The organism is Saprospira grandis DSM 2844 (assembly GCF_000275825.1).
In the GTDB taxonomy this organism is placed as follows: domain Bacteria; phylum Bacteroidota; class Bacteroidia; order Chitinophagales; family Saprospiraceae; genus Saprospira; species Saprospira grandis_A.
This window is the reverse complement of the sequence record NZ_JH719942.1, coordinates 12,578-34,568: the sequence shown is the minus strand read 5'-3', so window position 1 is coordinate 34,568 and position 21,991 is coordinate 12,578. Positions and strand designations below refer to the sequence as shown.

Annotated in this window: 10 protein-coding genes; all 10 read left to right on the top strand. The window is 41.0% G+C overall.

From position 1 onward, the window contains the following. The first annotated feature begins 406 nt into the window (after positions 1-406). The 10 genes from SAPGRDRAFT_RS00390 to SAPGRDRAFT_RS00345 all read left to right on the top strand — a co-directional run bounded on the left by SAPGRDRAFT_RS00390 (position 407) and on the right by SAPGRDRAFT_RS00345 (position 21,446). Positions 407-877 carry a type II secretion system protein gene (locus tag SAPGRDRAFT_RS00390; protein WP_002656267.1) on the top strand — a complete coding sequence of 157 codons (471 nt, stop codon included), beginning with the start codon at positions 407-409 and terminating at the stop codon, positions 875-877. Continuing rightward, positions 862-1,989, top strand: coding sequence for a type II secretion system F family protein (locus tag SAPGRDRAFT_RS00385; RefSeq protein WP_002656265.1), 1,128 nt, complete (start codon positions 862-864; stop codon positions 1,987-1,989). The genes SAPGRDRAFT_RS00390 and SAPGRDRAFT_RS00385 overlap by 16 nt, the downstream gene beginning before the upstream one ends. 291 nt (positions 1,990-2,280) lie before the next feature. Continuing rightward, on the top strand, positions 2,281-2,778 hold the full coding sequence (locus SAPGRDRAFT_RS00380) for a hypothetical protein (RefSeq protein WP_253271233.1): 498 nt from the start codon (positions 2,281-2,283) through the stop codon (positions 2,776-2,778). 61 nt (positions 2,779-2,839) lie between these two features. Further along, positions 2,840-4,414 carry a LamG domain-containing protein gene (locus SAPGRDRAFT_RS00375; RefSeq protein ID WP_002656261.1) on the top strand — a complete coding sequence of 525 codons (1,575 nt, stop codon included), beginning with the start codon at positions 2,840-2,842 and terminating at the stop codon, positions 4,412-4,414. A 2-nt stretch (positions 4,415-4,416) separates the two neighbouring features. Beyond that, a complete protein-coding gene (locus SAPGRDRAFT_RS00370; RefSeq protein WP_002656258.1) occupies positions 4,417-4,923 on the top strand; it encodes an OmpH family outer membrane protein in 507 nt (168 codons plus the stop codon). Next, complete coding sequence (locus SAPGRDRAFT_RS00365) at positions 4,923-5,546, top strand: hypothetical protein (protein ID WP_002656256.1); 624 nt, start codon at positions 4,923-4,925, stop codon at positions 5,544-5,546. Before SAPGRDRAFT_RS00370 ends, SAPGRDRAFT_RS00365 begins: the two co-directional genes overlap by 1 nt. A 2-nt stretch (positions 5,547-5,548) precedes the next feature. After that, positions 5,549-12,751 (top strand): hypothetical protein, encoded by a 7,203-nt coding sequence (locus SAPGRDRAFT_RS00360; RefSeq protein WP_002656255.1) that lies wholly within the window; start codon positions 5,549-5,551, stop codon positions 12,749-12,751. A 331-nt stretch (positions 12,752-13,082) separates the two neighbouring features. Further along, entirely contained in the window at positions 13,083-13,772 is a 690-nt protein-coding gene (locus tag SAPGRDRAFT_RS00355) for a LolA family protein (protein WP_253271232.1), read from the top strand. Positions 13,773-13,778: 6 nt separating this feature from the next. Next, positions 13,779-21,026, top strand: a complete 7,248-nt coding sequence (locus SAPGRDRAFT_RS20010) for a Rhs family protein (RefSeq protein ID WP_002656251.1) — start codon at positions 13,779-13,781, stop codon at positions 21,024-21,026. A gap of 24 nt (positions 21,027-21,050) precedes the next feature. Beyond that, a complete protein-coding gene (locus SAPGRDRAFT_RS00345) occupies positions 21,051-21,446 on the top strand; it encodes a hypothetical protein (protein WP_037349583.1) in 396 nt (131 codons plus the stop codon). The last annotated feature ends 545 nt before the right edge of the window (positions 21,447-21,991 follow it).

Below are 21,991 nucleotides of genomic sequence, written 5' to 3'. Positions count from 1 at the left end.
TTGTTTTGGGGCCTCCGCCTCGCTTCGCTCGTCGGCGCTACGTTTCGGGGCTCGCTGTTCGCTCGGCCCTGCGCAGGCTGCGCCCGCTTGGTCTGGCCTTCGGCCACCCCTGCACATCGCTAGGCCTGCGGCGGCTGTGCCGCCTGTTTGCCATCGGTTACTCCCTTTGGTCGTCGAAGGTGCCCTAAAGGACTTGTTGTGGTGGTTTGGCCTTCGGCCATGGCTGTAGGTTGAAACCTACAGTAAAAAGGCCCGAAGGGCCGTCGGCTTAGGGATGGATAGCAGTGGCCGCAGGCCAGACCTAGTTTTTTGAGCGCAGCGAAAAAAACGCAGGGCCGAGCAAACCTGCGAGCTGCGACACAGCCCGGCCCGCCCTATGGGCGGGCAAGCCCCAAAAAAAGAAGAGATGAAAAAATATGCGGCATTTACTTTAGTAGAGCTTATTTTGGTGATGTTGTTGGCTACCTTTGTATTGTCTATGGGGTTGTTAGCTCATCAGATAATGGGGCAATTGTATCGTCAATATGAGCGAGAGACGGAGGCAATTTTGGAGCTAGATGCTTTTCGGGCTATTTTGCAGACTGATTTTGTGCGTAGTCAGGGGGGCAATTGGGAGGAGGGGAATTTGATTTTGGAGGTGGATAGTGTACAGTTATCTTATTCTTTTGAGCGAGATTTTGTTTGTCGGCAAATTCTGGAGATAGAGGCCAAAGTAGATACTGTATTTTGCGAGACAAAAGCATTGCGTTTGTATTGGGAGAAGGCTTTGCGGGAGGAAAATGGGCCGGTAGATGCTTTAGATTGGGAAATAGAGGATTTGGATTTTGTATTTAGGGTTAGGAGCCAAAAAAACAGGGAGCAATGGGAATCAAATTAGCGCGAAAGGAGAAAAAAAAAGAGGAAAGCTCTAGTTCTTTTTGGGCCTTCATGAATAAGGATATTAGCATTGGTACTGTTTTTTCGGCTAAGAGAAAACAAGCTTTTTATGAGGAGTTAGGGTTGTTATTGCGGGCAGGATTAGATCTGCAGACGGCCTTAGAATTATTGAAAGAGAACTTAAAGAAGAAAAAGGAGCAAGAGATATTGGGGCGTTTATTGGAGGAAATTATTTCGGGGGCTCGTTTTTTTGAGGCAATGCAGCGTTTGTCTGTATTTTCGACTTATGAGTGTTATAGTATTCAGATTGCGGAAGAGTCGGGTCAGTTACAGGCGGTATTAAAGGAGTTGGCTGCTTTTTTTAGGAAGAATTTGAAGTATCGGCAGCAGCTTATTTCTGCTTTATCCTATCCTATTTTTGTTATGAGTTTTTCCTTTTTGGCGCTTTTCTTTTTGCTTCGTTATTTGGTGCCCATGTTTTCGGGGATTTATGAGCGTTTTGGTAGTGAATTGCCTTATTTGACGCGTTTGGTTGTGCAGGCTTCGGATTACAGCAGTCGTTATGGGGGCTATGTTTTGCTCTTGCTGCTAGGGTTGGCTATATTTTTATATAGTCAAAAAAAGGCAGTTTGGTGGCGAAAATGGCGGGCGAATATATTATTGTTCTTGCCTATTTTTGGGCCGATTATCAAGCGAATATATTTAGCGCGCTTTGCTCAATCTATGGCTTTATTGTTAGGAGCGCGTTTGCCTTTGTTGCAGGCTATGGATTTATTGGATCAGATGATTGATTTTTACCCTATAGAGGTCATATTGAAATCAGCTAGAGATAAAGTATTGCAAGGAAACACTTTAGCAGAGGCATTGGCTGAGGGAACGATATTTAACAATCAATTTTTGGCGCTTATTCGAGTAGGGGAGGAGGCAGGCCAGTTGGGGCCTATGTTTGGGCGTTTGGCAGAGCAGTATAATGAAGAAATAGAGCAGCGAACGGCTATTATTGGCAGTCTGTTAGAGCCTGTTTTGATTGTTGCCTTAGGATTTATGGTTGCTGTTATTTTAGTAGCAATGTATTTACCATTATTTCAATTGAGTACATCTATAGGGTTTTAAAGTGTTGAATGTAGATGTATTTTTTCAATTTGTGACAGGCCTAATTTTTTTTAAAAAAAGATATTAGGCCTGATAAGTCTATATTAGCTTGTGTTTGGCCTTAAGTATGGTTTGTTTTCAATATAAAGATGGTTTGTCCGTGACTTGGTCTAAATAGTTTTTTGAATAATAATTACTTTTGCGACCATAGAATGGATAAAACCTAAAAGATAGAAATAAATGAAGACGAAGAAACAGACTTTATGCTCTCCTCAAATAGTTGTGCTTCTATTTTTATTATTTTCCACATCAATGTTGAAGGCACAGCATCCAGATAGTTTAGCTCAGGCTGCAATTGATTCAGCTCGTTGGGATAGTTTACAGCAGGTACAGGCTTTTGAGCAGATGCGCTGTCTGAATATAGAAGCGTATTTGACCGCCTGTAATTTTCAGTGTTCCGCTGGGGCGCAGCCAGCATGTTCTATAGATTCTTTACATCATTCGGCATTGAGTTGTAATCAGGCCAAGGGAGACTTAAAACTACAAATTCAGTTATTAAGTAGTGATCTAGTGGAAGAGATAGAGCTAAAGATAGGACGTGGTCAGGGCCAAAATAATGTATACAACCGTACTATCTCTTTGGAAGAAGGAGCGCTTAATGGGCGGTCACGCTTAATCAAGAAAAGAGCTAATGTTTGGGAGTTTCAGTTGGATCGGATATCTAGGCCACATCCCTTATATATAAGATTGCGTTTGAAATCAGCATCTGGAGAATACTCTAGCGTATATAGTTACGAATTAACAGATTAGTTATTGCGTTTATATTTAATGAGGCAAGACCCAAAATAAAGAAATAGCAGAAAGCAAGAAGATGAGAAATAAGTTATGGATTTCAGTAGCAATGCTTTTAATCGGGCAGCTGGTTTCAGCACAAACAGGAGCTGTTGCATACTTTAGGATGAATGGAACAGGAGATGATCAGTATGCTAACCATTCTGCTACGATAAACGGGGCTATTCCCACAACTGATCGTTATGGACGCGACAGTAGTGCATACTATTTTGATGGTCAGGATGACTATTTAGAAATGAGTAATTTAGCGGCTTTGAAATTTGCGGAATATACTTATTCTGTTTGGGTTAAAGCAGAGCCAATTTCATATCAGAGTTATATGCCAATAATTTCTATTGGTGGGGCTAATGGTGATCAGGGGCTACATGTAGCTAATAATTATTATGGACAGACTGGATTTACGGGTTATGGTTGGACCAACTGTTCTAATCCACAAGTTGCTTATGGTGCTTCTTCATCAATTGCGGATACAAGTTGGCATCATGTCTTGTATACAAGAAGCAGTACGGAAGGAAAAGTTTATGTAGATGGCGTTTTAATAACAACAACCTCAATACCTTCCAATTGTCCGCCTCATTATGCTACAACTCAAGAGCGAGCGGTGCTGGGAACGCGATTTAATCAGACAAAGTACTTTAAGGGAAAGTTAGATGAGTTGAAGATATTTAACTATGCTTTAGGGGCGGATGAGGTCTTAGCGGTATATGAAAATAGTTCAGAAATAGGTGCTTGCTATTTAGATTTAGGAACTGATGGAGCGACTACTTATTCTGGAGATGTATTGGTTTCTAATGTTTCAGAGAAAACAAGGGTTAGCTTTTTAAAACTTATTGTTCCTGGAGCTTTATGCGAGCTTCCCTACGATCCTAGGTCAGATTTAGGAGCTCTGGGGCGTCTGGGGTTGTCTGTAACTTTAAACAGTTTTGGTACAGACAGTGAAAGCTATGTAGGTTTAGGCTTTAAGCAACAAGATGGAGATTACTATTTAGAACTAGGTCGAACAGCTGTACATATTTATAAAAACCAGGAGATTATATATACGGCTAAGAATAAAACGCAAATAGGAGATAGAATTGAGTTAGGGCTTAATCAAGAAAAGGTATATTTTTATAAGAATGGTTTAGAAATAGGGGAGCCTCAAGTACTTACATCAGCTGATGAAGGGTTTTTCTATACAGGCTTAATTGGAAATGCCACTGCTATAGATCGCATTAGAGTACGTACAATTTGTGAAGATCCAGGTCCTAGCCCTAACACAGGAGCGACAACATATAATTGTGCAGATTTTGTAGCGGGTTTACCTTATTACGAGTTGAAAGAAGAGCTAGATGGAGGTTATGTTTCCGTTACAGATGATAGTTTAAGAATTCGATTTGATCAAGATTATGAGTTGTTAGCTGGAGAACAGTTGAGCTATAAAATTTATGCTTGGAATCGCCAGCTAGCAGATACGGGAACTATAGATTTAACGAGAGGAACTAACTGGTTGACGCTTCCTTTAACAGCAGCTTCTTTAGCACCTAATAAGTATTATATATTAGAAGTAGAGGGAAATCAGGGAATTGATTATTTCTTAAGGTTTAGAATTGAGTAGACATGTGGAATATAAAGAACAAGTTTAAAGTTGTAGTTACAATACTAATTTTGTCCTTGAGCTTAGCGGCTTGTAATCAGGGACCAAAACTAGCTTATGTGAATAATTTTAAGCTTTTTGAAGAGTTTCAGGGCACATTGGAGCTAGACGCTAAACATAGAGCTGAAAGCAGTCATCGGCAGCAAGCCTTAGATTCAATTAAAGCGGAAATATCTGCTATGGCTGCAAGTGATTTAGATGAAGATGCAGTAGTTCGGATGAAAACGCTAGAAAAGCGGTATAACTTGTTGTTGCAGCAGTTTAATCAAGAGACGACGAATAGTCAACAGCGTTATCAAGAACAGTTGTGGACACAGATTAACCAATATGTTTTTGAGTATGGCAAGGAGCAACAGTATGATTATGTATTTGGGTCTGCTGCTAATGGCTCTTTAATGTATGCTGATGAGGCTGAAGATATTACAGCAGATGTTATTGCCTACATCAATAAAAAATATGCAGGGAAGTAATGTGTAAAAAACAGATACTTTACAGCTGTTTAGGTATTTTATTTCTTGCTTTTGGTTCTTGTACAACTAAAGAAATAGATGCCAAAGACTATCTAGATTATATTGATGATCCAGATAATGGCTTACGCAAAACAAAAGTAGTTGCTGGTTTAGAGTTAGATTTAGCCTATCGGCCTTCAGACGCACTAATTCTTCTCAAGACAAATTCTGAAGAAGAGTTTTTGCATCTAGATTTAGATAAGGAGCGATCAGCCTATAAAGACTTACAGTACTACTATTTAAGGCTGAGGGTTAGGGATCGTGAGAAAGAAGGCACAACTCTTCTCAATTGGCAGGTCTATGATCAAGCTGCATCTAAACGGCGCTTACAGTATTTGTCTTTTGATATGGCTGAAGATATTCTATTGATAGATGGAGGAGATAGCTTAAAGCCCTCTTTATATCAGTTTGAGAGAAGTTATAATATGTCTAAATATGGAGGCTTTTTATTGGCTTTTAAGACTAATGAAAATAGTAAAAAAGCAGACAAGACTTTTGTATTAGATAGTGAAGAATTTCAGATAGCACCAATTAAGTTATTTTTTTCTGGAGAACAGATTAAGAACACACCCAAGATAAAATAATCATGAACTACATTAGCAGAGCTAAGTTTAGCAAGCGAGCAGCTAGCTTTTTCATCTTATTGATGATCAATCAAATGTTTTTTCCAGCAGTTGCATTAGCATTAACTTCTGGCCCTACTCAACCTGAATTGCAGTCTTTTGAGCCTGTGGGCACTACAGAGATGGTAGACCTATTCTCAGGAGATTTTACATACAATATTCCTTTATTTGACCTCCCCGGTCCAAATGGAGGATACCCCGTAAACTTGTTTTATAATTCAGTAACCTCTCCAGAAGCAGAAGCTTCTATGGTAGGTTTAGGCTGGAATCTTGGTATTGGTGCAATCAATCGACAGATGCGAGGGCTGCCAGATGACTTTAATGGTGATTTGATAGAGCGTGAAGTGGATCAGAAGGATAATGTGAATAGAGTGTATAGAGTTTCTGGAGGACTAGAGATGCCTGGAGTTGATGAATCTAAAAATAATTCTAATCGTCGTTCACTAGGTTTTAATTTAGGTTTTAGCTATACAATAAATAGCTTAAAAGGTCAGGGAATTAGCTTTGATCCAGGAGTTAGTCTAGGTTATAAATTAACAGATAAGTTTAGCTTTGGAGTTGGTTTTGGGATGAGTATGGGCTCTTTTGATGGTGGTAGCGGGCAAGCTAATCTTTCTGTATCTTATAATAGAGGAGGTGTTAAAAAGGTTAGAAGAACAGCTAGGGGAAGTGCTTCCTTGCAGCTCGCTTATGGGGGGCTATCTGGGCACCGTATGTCTCTAGGCCTAAATGGAGGTTATAATAAATTTAGGAAAGGATCTACAGATCAAAAGGAATCTTTAGTGACTACTACTGGAGTAAGCATAGGTTTGATGCCTGGATCAGAGACGACATATACACCTCTTGCTGATAGACAATTTAAGGGGTCTAACTTTTCTGCCAATTTTGATGTTGGAGGTTCTGCTAGTTTTGCATATTGGAAAGGGGGACTACATTATTCTCAGTCAATTCGAAAGCTTGCTAGAAAAAACTTTAAGGCAAAAGCATATGGAGTAGAATATTTGGGAGAAGCAAGAGATGATAATCAAGCATTGACAGATCACAATACAGAAGGACAGACAGCCATTCAGTCATGGACAACAAATCTTCCAATCCCCTCAATAACTTCAGATGTTTTATCTGTTACAGGTCAGGGCGTGGGCGGAGCCTATCAGCCATATCGAAATGATATTGCTGTTGTTACTAGTCGTGATAATAAGGTACATACTTATGGGGGGAGTGCCGGAGTTGAACTAGGTCTTGGAGCGCCTTTACGCATAGGACTTGATTTAGATTATAATCACCAAAAAGAGCATGTTTATAACCATCAGCCAGAGTATGGAAATAATATTGGAGCACAGAGAAAAACAGCCTCAGATCCTTTCTTTGAACCTTATTACTATAAGGGCTTTGGTGAAATGTCTACCGAGCGACTTATTAGTGATGCTTATTTAATGGGGGATGATTTAGTCAGTCCATTGAAGTCTCGTACAAATGAAAGCAGATTAAGAAGTCTAACTACAGGAGCTACATTAGCAGATGTTAAGGGCCGAGGGAAAAGAAAGGCAAGAAGTAAATCTATACAACCATATAAAAATAGAGAGTTAGCTACAGGAGTACTTCCAGAGTTCAATATACAGTATTATAATAAACAAGGAGATGCTGTTATTGATGGTTATTCTGTAAAAGGAAGTTTATCTAGACCTCTAATGAAAGAAAATCATACTGGGGCTTATACTGTCTTATCAGAAGAAGGTCTTCGTTGGAATTATGGCCTAGCTGTGCAAAATGTAGAACAAAAGGAATATGCTTTCTCAGTTGCACCAGAAATAGATCCTTGTAAGAAAGTTATTGATATTGATCAAAGAGATGAAAGTATTCATTATAAGGTAAACCATACAGAGGAGTATCTAGATATAACAACGACTCCATCTTATGCACACTCTTATATGCTAACCTCTATATTGGGAACGAACTATATTGATATGGACCCTACAGATGGAGAACCTAATGATGAGGATCAAGGTTATTGGGTTCGTTTTGAGTATGCTAAAACATCAGATGCTTATATATGGCGTAGTCCCTTTTTAGGTGCTACTTATAGCCAAGGAAAAGCCACTGCAAAAATAGATGATAAAGGTAGCTTTACTGCAGGAAAAAGAGAGCAGTATTATGTGGCTAGAATAGAAACTAAAACACATAGAGCTGAATTTGCCTATTCTCAACGAGAAGATGCCTATGGCGCAGGAGATTATATTCAAGATCAAAACTCAAATATTAAGTATGGTGATTCATCTTATAAGTTAGACTCAATCCGGATTTTTTCTAAGCAGGAGTTAGCCACTAAGGGAAGTACTGCGATACCTATGAAAGTTGTCCATTTTGAATATAGTTATGAGCTGTGTCCTGGTACAGAAAATAATGTGAATGGGGGGGGGAAATTGACTTTGAAGAAAGTTTATTTTACCTATGAGAACTCTAATCGAGGGGCCTTAAATCCATATCAATTTGAGTATCCTGACCAAGGAGTTTCTTATGCCAACTATTATGCTTTAGGTGTAGATCGTTGGGGAACAAATCGAGGGGAGCTAGAAAATGCTTGCACTGATAGCTATATTTCTTATACACAACAAACTAATTCATTAGTTGCACCTTTAACAAAACAGGAGATGGCAGACAGAGCCTCTGTCTGGCATTTGAAAAAAATAAAACTACCCTCAGGCTCTACTATTGAATTAGAGTTAGAAAGAGATGAATATGGTTATGAGCAGGATCATGTTGCGGGACAAATGTTTAATATTGTAGCTTTTGGAGATCCGCTCAATCCTTATGATGAAGAGAAGTTAATAGAAAATACAACAGATATTAGTTGTCCAGACTCTTCTGCATTGGCTAAGTTGCATACCTCAGAATTATCTGACCTAAATACCTCTGGGAAAAAAGAAGCCTTATCTATTTACTTTAAACTAGAGGAGCCTATCTCTAATGACGCAGCTGCAGAAGCAAAATTTGAACGATATTTTACAGACCTTTATGAAGATGATAAGGGAAAACAACTCTATTTGCGTTATGCAGCCAACGTTTTTGGGCAATATCTTGCTAGTGATGGTTATCATGAAAATGTAGTCGCTTATTTGTATATCAAGTCTTATGAGTTGGTTCCCTCTGCCTCAGGGGGAGATTATTTATATGGACGAATTATCTTAAAGGATTATGGGGCTTTTTCATCTAAAGTCAATAAATATCATCCTTTGGCCATAAATATATGGCAATACATTAAGTTCAACTTATTGGATCAATTTCTAGGAGAACCACCATTAACAGGAACAGGACCTGCTGGAGGAGATGGACATGCTTGGAAAAGAATGATGAAAAACGCCATTTTATCCATCAAGAACTTTTATACGGTCTGCAGAGAAAGACAACTAGGAAAGAAAGGAAACTTAAAGCGCTCTTTTATTCGTCTAAATACTCCAGATAGAAGAATGTTTGGTGACGGCTTAAGAGTAAAACGAGTTTTACTCAAAGATCATTGGACCAAGGAAAATACGCCTGTTTATGGGATGGTCTATGACTATGATACTCAAGATGAAAATGGCGAAGTCATTAGTAGTGGTGTTGCTGCAGCAACACCTGTAGTGGGGCGAGAGGCTAGTGGTTTACGCTATGCGAAACACTACATGAAAGCAAAAAAGAGAAATCAGAATGAATTGTATTTTTTTGAATATCCCTACAATGAAAACTTCCTTCCAGGAGCATCTATAGGCTATTCTAAAGTAACAGTGAGGAGTTTGGCAACAGAAGCTAGCCTTGCTCAACGAAAAGGAGAGCCCTTTTCACAAGCTTATCAAGATGCAGGTATAGATCCGAATCTTAAAGGCTTTGCTAGTTCTGGACAATCTATTCATGAATTCTATACAGCAAAGGATTTCCCATATATTCTTAAGGCTGGAAAAATTGATAGAAAATATCGGGCGAACCTTATCCCTATACCATTATTGGGTTTCAATAAATATGCACATTATAGGGGCAGTCAAGCTTATTCTGTAGAACTGAACAATATGCATGGTAGACTTAAAAAAGTGAGTCAGTATGCGCAAAGTAAGGATGGAGAAATGCTTGATAGTCCAATAAGTTGGGTAGAATATAATTATAAGCATAGAGTCGAAAGTTATGTAGAGGGGATTAGACTTCGAGAACGAAAAGTTTTAACTAGTTTTGTTCCTGTTTTATTAAGTGATACAGGCGGGGCTGACTATGGGCAAAATGTGAAAGTTGAGTACCAAGAAATGGGCGTTGATCGTGAAATGACTGTTGGTGCTGAGAAAAACAGCTCAAGAGCAGTATCTATTGGAGCGGGTCTAAATACGCTTTGGTCGCTACCACTGTTTATCGTCCCTGTAGTGGCTGGTCATGGTCATATAACAAATGAATCTATGCAGACTCAAGTAACCAACAAAGTTATTCGTCGTGCAGCTATTATGGATAAAGTTGTAGCTTACAACGGACAGTCTAGAGTGGAAACAGAAAATCTATTATATGATCAATACACTGGACAAGCACTCTTAACAAGAGTGAACAATAACTATGACGATGCTATTTATAGCTATAATCTACCAGCACATTTTTTCTATAAAGGAGTTGGTCCCGCATATAAAAACTGGGGGGCTGAGTTTCTTGCTGCTGTCGGAAATCAACACTTAGCAGGAACAAATAATCGCTATGTATTAAACTTGAGCCCACAATTACCCACTACTTGGAATGATCTGATGGAGGGTTTAATCACAGGAGATGAGTACTTGGCTTATAACCAAACAAATCCTTCATCCCCTGCCGTTAAGTTTACATTACTCTCTAAATACGAAGAGAATAGTAATTGCTATTTGGAAATGCATTCAGACGATCCTGTAGCTCTAGGAAGTACTTATCAACTAAAAGTAATTCGCTCTGGTGCCAGAAATCAGCTGACTGCATCAGTTGGAAGTATTACAGCTTTGTCTGACCCTACAAAAAATAGAGCTGTAGTTTCTTGTGATGGACCTCTAGAATTAGACGCTATTACTTATAGCTGTGATACAGAAACTGAAGCAATAGCTGCAGAACTAGCTGATTTCTTAAATGCAACCTTGGATGTGGATAACTTAGGTAGTGCAGCTACAACTTCTAGCTACTTAGGAAATTCTCCAACAGAAGCTTATGCAAATCGGATAAATACTGGGGGAAGTGCAGTCTTGAGTTCAAAATGGACTCAACTAGCTAGCTTAATTAACTTTGAAGACTGTAGCTACTCGGGCTGTACAGTTGAGCCAGTAGATCCTGCAAACCCCAATGATGTTTCTGTTAATTATCTTGAAAAGGATGGTGAAACGGATACTTCTTACACTACCTACTCTACACCTGATTGCTTTGAGGGGTTAGTAGAGTACAATCCAGCTAAAATTAAATGGGAACCAGAGGGCACACACTTGCTGAATCCTATCTATTACTACCTAGAAGGAAGTCAAGGTAATGTACTTAAAATAGGCGCTGAATTACAGCATTTTGTAGATGTCAGCTTACAAAGCTATAGCAATAATGCAATTCAAGGAACAACCTATCCAAAAATTGAAAGCTATGCTATTCGCGGCTGTAATCGATTTAGTGGAATAGATGTACTCGAAATTGCTATTGAAGTGAAAATGAGAGCCGCCACTGATCCTGTAACCTTTATCTTGGCTACGGATCGTATATTCTGCCACGAATTCCAATGGCCAGCGGAAGAACAGTTGTCGCTACCATTATATGCATACAGAACCATTAACGATGTATTAAACATCTCCGCTGCAGAACTCAGCGAAGATTGGCTGCAAATGCATGCTTCTGCTAGTGATAACCCCTACGCCACAGGCGAAAGAGGAATCTACAGAATGCTAAATAGTTATGCTTATGTCGATGAAAGAAGACAAACTACATCCACAGTCAATCTCCGCGAAGATGGTGCTATGGATTCTGTTGTCCTTTTTGAATGGAACCGCCCCGTTTTGATGCAAGATTGTGAGGCTTTTGACAAATGGAAGAAAACAAATACAATTACTAAGTACAATAGCGATAATGCGGAAACTGAAAATCGCAATATTATCGGACTTTACTCTTCGGCCCTATACGGCTACAATGGCTCTTTACCAATTGCCGTAGCCGCCAATGCTAAACAAGAGGAAATCGCTTTTGAAGGCTTTGAAGAATATGCAACAACTACAAATCTCAATAATTTGCCGCATATCGAAACTGGACAGCTGAATTTTGGCAACCAAACGGATACCGATTACGCAATTTATCACCGCCTAGATGTTGCTCAACCTTTTTATTGGACTGATGGACAACTCTATCTAGATGAACCCTACCAAAGTAGTTGGAGCAACTATTATCAGGGCCAAAATATGCGACTACACCTTCGTGATGAAGCCGGAAAAGCACAATCAGACCGAATTATTATCGATAGCTTAAGTGCTAGCCCCAATGGGAAAATTATTATTCATTATGATCCCAATGGACTAGATATTCCTTCGGCCTACCGCCTCACTGGCGCAGTAAGCATCGAAAGAAAATTGCCTAGCCAAGAGGTCTCAAATACAATGGCTAGCCTCTCTGATGAAACAGCTCATACAGGAAATCTTTCGATCAAACTGCAGGCTAATAGAACCTTCAATTTCGATAATAGTATGATGGAACTCGAAGCAGATAAAGCTTATGTCTTTAGCTGCTGGGTAAAATTGGATAATGCTGATCGCCCAACTTATCAACCTTTTGTCGACCTATTGACTAGCTCTAATCTGCAGCTATTAAGCGATATGAGTCCTACAGGAACTATTATCGATGGTTGGCAACGAATGGAAGGGCAGTTTAGCATTCCTGAAGCAGCGCTGCTTTCAGCTACCTATGAAGGACTTTTAGGCCTGCAAAATAAGCATGAAACTAAAGCACTTTATATTGACGATTTGCGGATTTTTCCTGCCGAAGGAGGCCTGCAAACCTATATCTACGATCCTGTTAATTACAAAGTTAGAGCTACTCTAGATAACAATAATTTCTTTAGCCGATACCTCTATAACCAAGAAGGGACCCTAATTGCCGTGCAAAAGGAAACGGAACGAGGAATTAAAACTATCCAGGAGACTGGCTCTCATATGAAAACAACAGATGTAGAATAAGTGATTTTTGGGCCTCCGCAGCAAAGCTGCGGCGCTACGTCTGGCAGCTCGCTGCTCGCTCGGCCCTGCGCAAAAAACAAGTTTTTGCTTGGTCTGCGGCTTTGCCGCACTGCCTACCATCGCTAGGCCGTTTGGCCTTCGGCCATGGCTGTAGGCTTCAACCTAGAGTAAAAAGGCCCGAAGGGCCGTCGGCTTAGGGATGGATAGCAGTGGCCGCAGGCCAGACCTAGTTTTTTGAGCGTAGCGAAAAAAACGCAGGGCCGAGCAAAGCTGCGAGCTGCGACACAGCCCGGCCCGCCCTTTGGGCGGGCAAGCCCCAAAAAAAGAAAAAATGATGAAATATATTTTTGCCCTTATCGGCCTAGTTTTACAATTCTCCTTATGGGGACAAGATCTGAAAAAGGATTATGAAGCCTTGGAAAAACGCTATGCAGAAATAGTGAATTTTTCTGCCGATATAGAGGTGTATGTCTATGATTTACAGTCCTCTAAGTTGAAGCCCTTAGAGCAGAATAAAGGTTTTATATATAAACAAAAAGACTTGTTGCATTATGCTTTTGGGTCATTTATTTTTCTGAAAACAGCTAAAGAAGCTATTATGGTTGATCAGGAAGATAAAGTGATTATTCTGCAAAATCTTCAGGAGTCAACAGCCGCTCAAGAAGATGAAATACTCTCTAAGGTAGAGGAAGCAATGCGCCTATACGATAAAATAGAGTATTTGGGGGTAAAAGAAGGGCTAAAACACTACAAAGTAAGTATGAAAAAGGGCTACTTGATGAAAAATATGGAGCTCTATATAGATGCAGAAAAGATGCTTATTCAAAGGGTAATTTATGAATCATATATAGCAGAAATGGACCAGTTGTTAAAGGTAGATATGCGCTTTTTGAATTTGAGCACATCCCCCAAGGCCAAGCGCCATTTTAGTCGCAAACAATATATTGAAAAACGAGCTGGAAAATACTATCCAGTAAGTAGCTATAAGACCTACAAACTCATCAATCAGCAAAGTCATTAAATTGTTATGAAAACGAATAAAGTACTATACCTCCTATTGTGTTTGTTCTTGCCCCTATTTAGCTGGGCGGGAGATAGTGATTTGTGGTTGTCAGCGCCTGCGGACTCTATTTATGTGGGTAAAAAGCTGGGGCTTCGTGCGCCAGATTATAATTTGAGTGAAAGTGCAGACCACCGGATATCCTGGGAAGCGGAGCTTCATTTGGTTTATGGCCGACGGGATTTACTGGACATTAGTGGGGCTGCAGATTGGGAGTTGGTGTTGTATTTTAGCTGGCATGGACGGACAGATATAGATACTTTGCGTTTATCAAATACAGAGCAATTAGGCGTATTTGAGTCTATGGTGTTGTTGCCTCATGAGCTAGGGGAGTGTGAGATCGAGATAAAGGGTCTGAGCTATAATGGGAGCAGTCTTAGTGATATTAGCGGGATTGGCCCAGAGGATATTGAGCTACAATTGCGCTTGAAACGGAAGCATTATTATTATTTGGATCCTACGACCGCTTTGACGGTAGGAGGAGAGCATGTTTTTAATGCAGATGCGAGTCAGGGAGCGAAAGAAAGCTATTTGGAGCTGTATTGGGACTATCTTCCGGGGATGGAGTCTGCAGAGGTAGAACTTGTATTTTGGGATGCGGAGATATCAAAAGCCGCAGATCCGACTGATCCAGAATTTTTTGCAGATGCGATTCGAGTAGAGACTTCAGCACAGCATTATCATTTTGAGTTGAGCTATCCTGCTGGCGAGATCTATTATCGGATTCGCCCGATAGGTCGTTATATTCGAAATACGGGCAGCAATTACAGTTGGCGAAAAGAAGGGGCATGGTCAGTTGTTGGGCAAGAGACTGTGAGTCCCTCAGAGGCCTTTGAGCCAGAAGAGAACTGGCAGTATAGTACTGTTTATGCAGAATCGGGTAAGCAAAAGAAGGTGATTACCTATTTTGATGAGAGCATGCGGGCCCGTCAGGTGGTGACCTATTTGAATGATGCGGATTTGAGTTTGGTTGGAGAAACAGACTACAGCTTGGAAGGTCAGGCGGTGGTTAATATCTTACCTGTTCCAACTCAAGGAGCAGAAAATAACCTATTTTTTAAGGCAAATTTTAATCAGAACAGTCAGGGACAGCCGTATAACTATACAGATTACGACAAAGATACAGGCGCAGATTCCTTATCAACGAATTCAGGAGCCTCTTACTATTATTCTTCGGCTCATTTGGGGTCGACAGCTGATGGGCTTTATGTTCCTTATATAGCCGATGCAGAGGGCTATCCGATGAGTCAGTTGCGCTATAAGCGAGATGGGACGGGCCGTGTAGCAGAGCAGTCTGGAGTAGGCGGGCCTTATCAGTTAGGCTTAGGACGGGAGACCCGCTATTTTTATGGATCAGCGAGTACGACAGAGCTTCGTCGATTGTTTGGGTCCAATGTGGGGAATGCAACACATTATGAAAAGCATGTAACAGTAGATGCAAACGGACAGGCATCCGTAGCCTATGTAGATCAGGCGGGTCAAACAGTAGCAACCGCTTTGGCCGGGGAGGCTCCGACGAATGTGGAAGAGTTGAGCCATAAGGAGAGCTATGACCAACGACTAGATATGATGGGGAGCAATATCTTGGCCAATAATCAGTCCTCAATGACGCATGTTTTGTTGAAGACAGATATGGGGGTACAGACCTTTAGTTTTGACTATCAGGTGGATGCAAGCTATTTTGAGTTAGCGGGTTTCCAAAATAGCCTATGTGAGAGCTGCGTCTATGCTTTAGAGATAGAGGTGACAGATCCTGATGGACATTATGTTAGTCCCATTCCCAGTTCGTTGACAGGAGGGCTGCTACATACAACAGTAATAGACTCGAACTATAATCGCTATCAAATCCGAGATACAATCCGGGCTTCAGATTTAACAAATTGTGGCCTAGGGAATGTACACAGTCATGGGGTGTCATTTGATCTGAGTTTAACAGAAATGGGGGAATATACAGTGAACAAACGCCTTCGATTGTTATCTGCGGAAATGCCCTTAGATAGTTTGTCCTCGCTCTTTGAGGATAATAATATGATACCAACGGTAAGTCCAGCAGCGATAGATTCTAGTTTGTGTAACTTTATCGAAGAGCTAAATCCAGCAGATACGGCAGATACGAATCCTATACTAGCGGCCCAAGTAGAGGTTTGTAATGGGATTTTATCTCAAATAGAGGATCAATTGACAACAGTGAGTGCATCGGCATGGTTGGCTGCAGACTTGGTCGATTTTACAGGCTTAGCTAATTTTACCTTAGCAGATTTATCGGGTAATTCCTTAACGATAGAGGTCGTCAATTCGACAACGATTAACTATAGTGGGAATTTGAGTCTGGAAAGCAGTACAGCAGATGTATACTACGACTTTAGTCAAGCAGATAATACAGATTCTTTGGTGGTTCTTTTGGTACAACTCCTAAAGGATAGTTTGTACCAAGAGACAATTTTATCAGAATTAACAAGCCGTCATCGGGAGTATTGTCATTATGAAAGTTGTGTAGGTTTGTTAGCGAGTAAGCGTTATGATGCACGAATGAGTCTGTATAAGGACTGGTATGCTTGGCAGGCAGGCGAGAACAGTAATGCTACAGTAAAGATACATCACGCAGCAGCAGCAATGAGTGAGTTTGCTCAGAATGATTCATTTTTGATTGTGTTTCCAGCCCATAGTAGTTGTGATGCAAACTACTTGGAGGATGAGATGAAGCGGATGTTAGTGGACTATTATACTTCTAGTGTCTATTTGTATCCACAGTTGATGGTTAACTATGTGGATAGCCTAATAGATCCAAGTTTGCGTTGGACTGGTATACAGACAAGATCGACAGAGGAACTCCGCTGGTCAAGCTTTTTATCCTATTATCAAGGGGCAAAGTTTCAGATAGAGCAAAAGTGTAGTCAATGTAGTTACTATAGTGATAGTTTAGCTACAGTAACGGCCTTTCCGCCTTATGATACGGCTGCGAGTTTTACAGAAATCGAGGATAGTATTATAGCTGCGATAAGTAATAATTGTGCTGATGGTTGTTTCACAAATGCGGCCTATAGCCGTTGGGAAATAGAAACAGAGTTGCTTTCTTGTGGATTAGGTGATTTAGATACGACAGGAGCAACTTATCTAGCGATACAGGCAATCTTAGATCGTATTGCTTTGGATATGGAAGCGAACTGTTTATCGACTTGTGGAACGGGGAACCCCTTGGGTTATGCTTTGTTGGAGGACTATCAGTCGGGTCAATCGCCACATTTGGATAGTGTATTTATTCGTTTAGATACGGTCTTGAGCTTGTTAGGGGCAGACCCTTATCCTGTAGATCCAAATAGTTGTTCTATTGCGAGCTATGAAGATTTGGTTTTAACGGCTCATGGAGCCTTGTACGATACACTTAGAGTGGAAAATAGGCTTTATGGTCCAGGAGATGTAATAACTATAATTGATTCCTTAGTGTTTGTGCCTAAGGAGGATACGACTTTAAGTAATTTTACGATAAGTCTCTCTGATTTACAAGATTCTTGTATAGCCTCTTTGCTTGAAGATGCGATGGAGGAAGCCTGGGAAGCACAGCAGGAGTTGATCGCAGAGATGATCACGGCCTATCGGGCACAGGTAGGCAGTTGTTGGGACAATCCTTTTAAGGAGTCCTTTTCGGTGAGCTATGAGACGGGGGAATATCATTATACCTTATATTATTACGATCAGGCGGGGAGTTTAGTGCAAACGATACCGCCCGCTTCGGTGCGTCCCTTATCGGCTAGTTCCTTTGGTTCTCATGGGGAATGGTTAGGGGATGAGCCAGAGCATTCTGCCAGAGGGTTACATACAAAGTACAAGTACAATAGTATGGGCCAAATTCTATGGCAGGATAGTCCTGATGGAGGGGAAACGAACTTTTGGTATGATGATGAGCAGCGCTTGCGCTTATCTCAAAATGCGAAGCAGGCCGCAGCTGTAGATTATAGCTATACTCGTTATGATGAGCTGAGTAGAGTGGTTGAGGTTGGACAATTGGAAAATTACCAAATGCCAACAGATCCTTCGCTTTTAGCGGCAGATTTGAATGATTTGAGTTTTCCTGCTGCAAGTAGTTATACTTTAGATGAGTGGGTGCGTACGAGCTATGATGAGTTGGCAAGTAGTCCGATCAATCAGGAGCATCTTCGAGGCCGAGTATCAAAGGTAGAGAACCAATACCAAGCGAACTATTATAGCTATGATATTTTAGGGAATGTATCTCACTATTATCAGTATGTCAAAAATCTAGATAAAGGCTTTAGCCTAGAATATGCCTATGATTTAGTGTCGGGGAATGTTCGGGAAGTGGCCTATCAGGCCGGGGAAGCGGATGCTTTTTATCATAAGTACAGTTATGATGCGGACAATCGTCTTCGTTTGGCCTATAGTTCAGAGGATGGTCGTTTGTGGCAGAAGGAGGCGCGTTATTACTATTATGCGCATGGACCATTGGCGAGAGTGGAGTTGGGGGAAGAGCTCTTGGGCTCTGATTATCGCTATAGCTTGCAGGGCTGGATAATTGGGGTGAATGGCTTGGTGAAGAATGCGGTTTGGACAGATCCTGGATCGGATGGTCATGAGACGGGCCGTCATCGCTGGTTTAGTCGAGATGAGTATGCTTATGGCTTGGGCTATAATGAGTTGGCTTATACGCCCATTGGGGGCTCATCTTTGATAGATGGAGCGGCATGGAGTAATATGTCAGGAGATATTCTATCGAAAGATGGAGTTTCTGGCTTGTTTAATGGCAATATCGCTTATATGCAGACGGCCTTGCCACAACTAGGCCGAGAAGGGATGGGTTCAGGTAGTTATGCTAGTGCGTATAAGTATGATCAGTTGCATCGGATTGTGAGTTCAGAAGGGTATTCTTATGGTGGAGCAGATTGGACAAAAAGATGCGCTATAGGAGATTGTGAAGCACAGTCATCATATAGTTATGATGCGAATGGCAATATCTTGAGTTTATCGCGTTATGCCGGAGGGAATCAGATAGATGATTTAAGCTATCATTATACTTATGATGTTGATCCTGCACAATTGCCAGAGGTTTCTAGCCAAGCTATCGGGCAGTTGTATAACAACCAATTGCAGTATGTAACGGATGGCGCAGGGGCGGCAACGGTAGGCGATTTGACTAGTCAGCCGGGACAAGATGGGGCCGTAGCTTTGTATTCACAGAATTATGTTTATGACGAAATTGGCAATTTGGTTCGAGATAGCTCGGAGCAGATTGAGGAGATTGTTTGGAACGTACAAGGCAAGGTACAGGAGGTTCATTTTGAGGCGGGTAAGGCGGGTCCCTCGGTCTTGCAATATGAGTACGACCCCATGGGCAACCGCTTGGCCAAAAAGAAATTGTATGTAGATGGTCCTGTGGATATTCGATCGGAGGGACAGTATTATGTCCGTGACCCTCAGGGGAATGTGCTGGCGGTTTATGAGCATCGGGATCGCTTGGCTAATGTGGTGAATGAGGCAGGGGATAGCCTGTACTTGGAGGAGCTGCATTTATATGGATCGGCTTGTTTGGGGATCTTGAAAAAAAGAGCGACCTTAAAGGAGTTTCAAAAAAGTTTGGAGCTTCCTGGTGATGATTTGGGCGATTTGCTTCTGTTTAAAAGTTCGGCTGCTCCAGTGGCGAGCAGCTACCATCAACTAGAGCTGGGCCGCCGCCGCTACGAGCTGTCCAACCACTTAGGCAACGTACTGGCTACGGTCAGTGATAAATCCTTGGGTCAAGACAGCAGCCAAACGGGACAAGCAGATTATTATCTGGCGCAGGTTTCTTCGGCAAACTTATACTACCCATTCGGTTGGGAAATGCCTGGGCGTAAGTTTGTGAGTGGGGAGGGGTATCGTTTTGGGTTTAATGGGCAAGAGGAGGATCCTGATATGGGAGTGGTGTTTAAGTATCGTATCCATGATGCGAGGGTTGGTAGGTTTTTGTCTGTGGACCCACTTGCGCCGGAGTATCCTTGGAATAGTTGTTATGCTTTTGCGGAGAATCGAGTGATTGATGGGATTGATTTGGAGGGGAGAGAGTGGTCAGAGATAAAACGAGATTTTGCAAGTATAGGTAACGCAGCGACTAAATTCGCGAAGGAAACGGCTGAAGGTCTTAAAGAGGCTGTAAAAGATCCTTTGGGAACAGTATCTAGGGTCTGGGATGGCAATATGCAAACAATTAAGGATGCAGGCACAATTTATGGAACTGCAGCTGAGATCTTTAGTAATCAGTTTTTTGGAACAAATTATGAAATTGATCGGAAACGGTTTGAGGAATCTGCACAACGAGTAGGAAAAGATTTAGTAATAGAGGGTGTAACTGCAGGGGCTTCAAAATTGGGGGTAAGTGGTTTGTCCAAAGTAGGTCGGGCAGCTAAATCGATTCGGAAAGCGAACTGGATAGATGAGGTTGTAGTTACGGCAAAACAAGTAATACCCTGTGGTTGTTTTACTGGATCAACCTTGATAAAAACAGAAAAAGGGTATAAAAATATCTCAGAAATAGCCGTAGGGGATTATGTATGGGCTTTTAATGATAGCAGTAGGGTAGAAAACTTAAAACAAGTTACGGCTCTAGCAAACTATCAAAGAGATAGCCTGCTTCATATATACATAGCAGGAGAACAAATAGAAACAACAACAGATCACCCGTTTTATAGTAATTCTGTATGGGTGCGAGCAGGTAACCTAAATTCAGGGGATAGTTTGTATCTTTATGGGCATAGCCAAAAAGTTATCGACTCTATAGTTGTAGAGGAAGGGGCTTTTGAGGTCTATAATTTTACAGTTGAAGGCTTTCATACCTACTATGTTAGTGATTTAGAAGTTTTAGTGCATAATAGTGGGCCTTGTCCATTTACATTTACAAAAAGTGGATCAGGGAAAAACTTGATAAGAACCACAAAATTAAATAATGGAAAAAGCGTACAAATTAAGTCTGGGCATGGTTATAATCGCTCTCACCGCTCAGGAGATGTAAGAGATACTGGATTAACAATGGATGAAGTTGAAAGTGGAATTCTTATGGATTTAGAGTCCAAAATTAATAATGGAAGTGTCTCTTTGCCTCGAAAAGGAGAAAAGGGTTTTAATGGAGCTATAAACCTTAGTGTAGAAATAAATGGAAATAAAATTGGATATAGAGCTATTGAAAAAGAGGATGGACAAATTTCTATAGGTACATATTATTTAGAATAGTAATAATGAAAAATGAATAAAGTGTTGAATTTAGATCATCTGGAAAATGATGTGATATGTAGAGAGAATACTGTATTAAGTTCAGTTTTAGGCGTTTGTTTAATATTCAAAGAACGTGTTGTTTTTAGGAATATGGTTATAGGTAAGGTTAATTTTTATGAAAGTTTTTTTAAAAAAGGGCTTTTAGTATCCAACTGTGTTGTGGGAGATGTTATTTTTGAATCTGCAGGACATAATGATGAACCCATTGTTTTTGAAAACACTGTCTTTACTGGAGATTTAAACTTTTTTGATGCGTATTTTACACACGACATAGTTATTAAGAATTGCCTTTTTATCAAACCTAATTCAATATTAGAAGATATTGCTTATCCATATGGGGTTGAAAAGAAAGAATATATGAAATTAGATGTTAAGTAGCCCTCTGTTACCTAGCAATTACTCCTTTTTAAGCTGCAGGCCAATTGTTGCTGAGGAACGGGCTCTGCTGTACTTAAATTGGCTGCTGGTTTCAACCTGCAGCCACGGCTAGCAGGCGGCGAAGCCGCCGCAGGCAAAGGCCAAATGAAAGCCCTGCCACTTCTATCCTTTGATAAAAATTTCTTGCTATTCTGCGTTATTTTTCTCAGCCATAGCTACGGCTATGCCTTTAAAAAATGCCTTGACTAGCCTGAAATTTTTATCAAAGGATGGCCGAAGCGCAGAACTTCCATTCGGCCTAGGGGCCTGCAAGGGGGCCGCGCAGCGGCAGACCCAGCCAGCTTGCTGGCGCAGGGCCGAGCAGACCTGCGAGCCCTGTAAGGGCCCGGCCGCCGCAGGCGGCAGGCCCCAAAAAATGTAGTAGAATATACGGTAGACAAATCTTTATGACTACATACAGTTTTTTAGCGTAAATACAGTTAAAAATGACGACAACATTAAATTTAGATCCACTAGCAGAAGACCTTATAAGTATAGAGAATAGG

What these genes read in the sequence shown, in the direction of transcription:
- SAPGRDRAFT_RS00390 (WP_002656267.1), top strand. Translation starts at nt 407, where the DNA reads ATGAAAAAATATGCGGCATTTACTTTAGTAGAGCTTATTTTGGTGATG.
- SAPGRDRAFT_RS00385 (WP_002656265.1), top strand. Translation starts at nt 862, where the DNA reads ATGGGAATCAAATTAGCGCGAAAGGAGAAAAAAAAAGAGGAAAGCTCT.
- SAPGRDRAFT_RS00380 (WP_253271233.1), top strand. Translation starts at nt 2,281, where the DNA reads ATGTTGAAGGCACAGCATCCAGATAGTTTAGCTCAGGCTGCAATTGAT.
- SAPGRDRAFT_RS00375 (WP_002656261.1), top strand. Translation starts at nt 2,840, where the DNA reads ATGAGAAATAAGTTATGGATTTCAGTAGCAATGCTTTTAATCGGGCAG.
- SAPGRDRAFT_RS00370 (WP_002656258.1), top strand. Translation starts at nt 4,417, where the DNA reads ATGTGGAATATAAAGAACAAGTTTAAAGTTGTAGTTACAATACTAATT.
- SAPGRDRAFT_RS00365 (WP_002656256.1), top strand. Translation starts at nt 4,923, where the DNA reads ATGTGTAAAAAACAGATACTTTACAGCTGTTTAGGTATTTTATTTCTT.
- SAPGRDRAFT_RS00360 (WP_002656255.1), top strand. Translation starts at nt 5,549, where the DNA reads ATGAACTACATTAGCAGAGCTAAGTTTAGCAAGCGAGCAGCTAGCTTT.
- SAPGRDRAFT_RS00355 (WP_253271232.1), top strand. Translation starts at nt 13,083, where the DNA reads ATGATGAAATATATTTTTGCCCTTATCGGCCTAGTTTTACAATTCTCC.
- SAPGRDRAFT_RS20010 (WP_002656251.1), top strand. Translation starts at nt 13,779, where the DNA reads ATGAAAACGAATAAAGTACTATACCTCCTATTGTGTTTGTTCTTGCCC.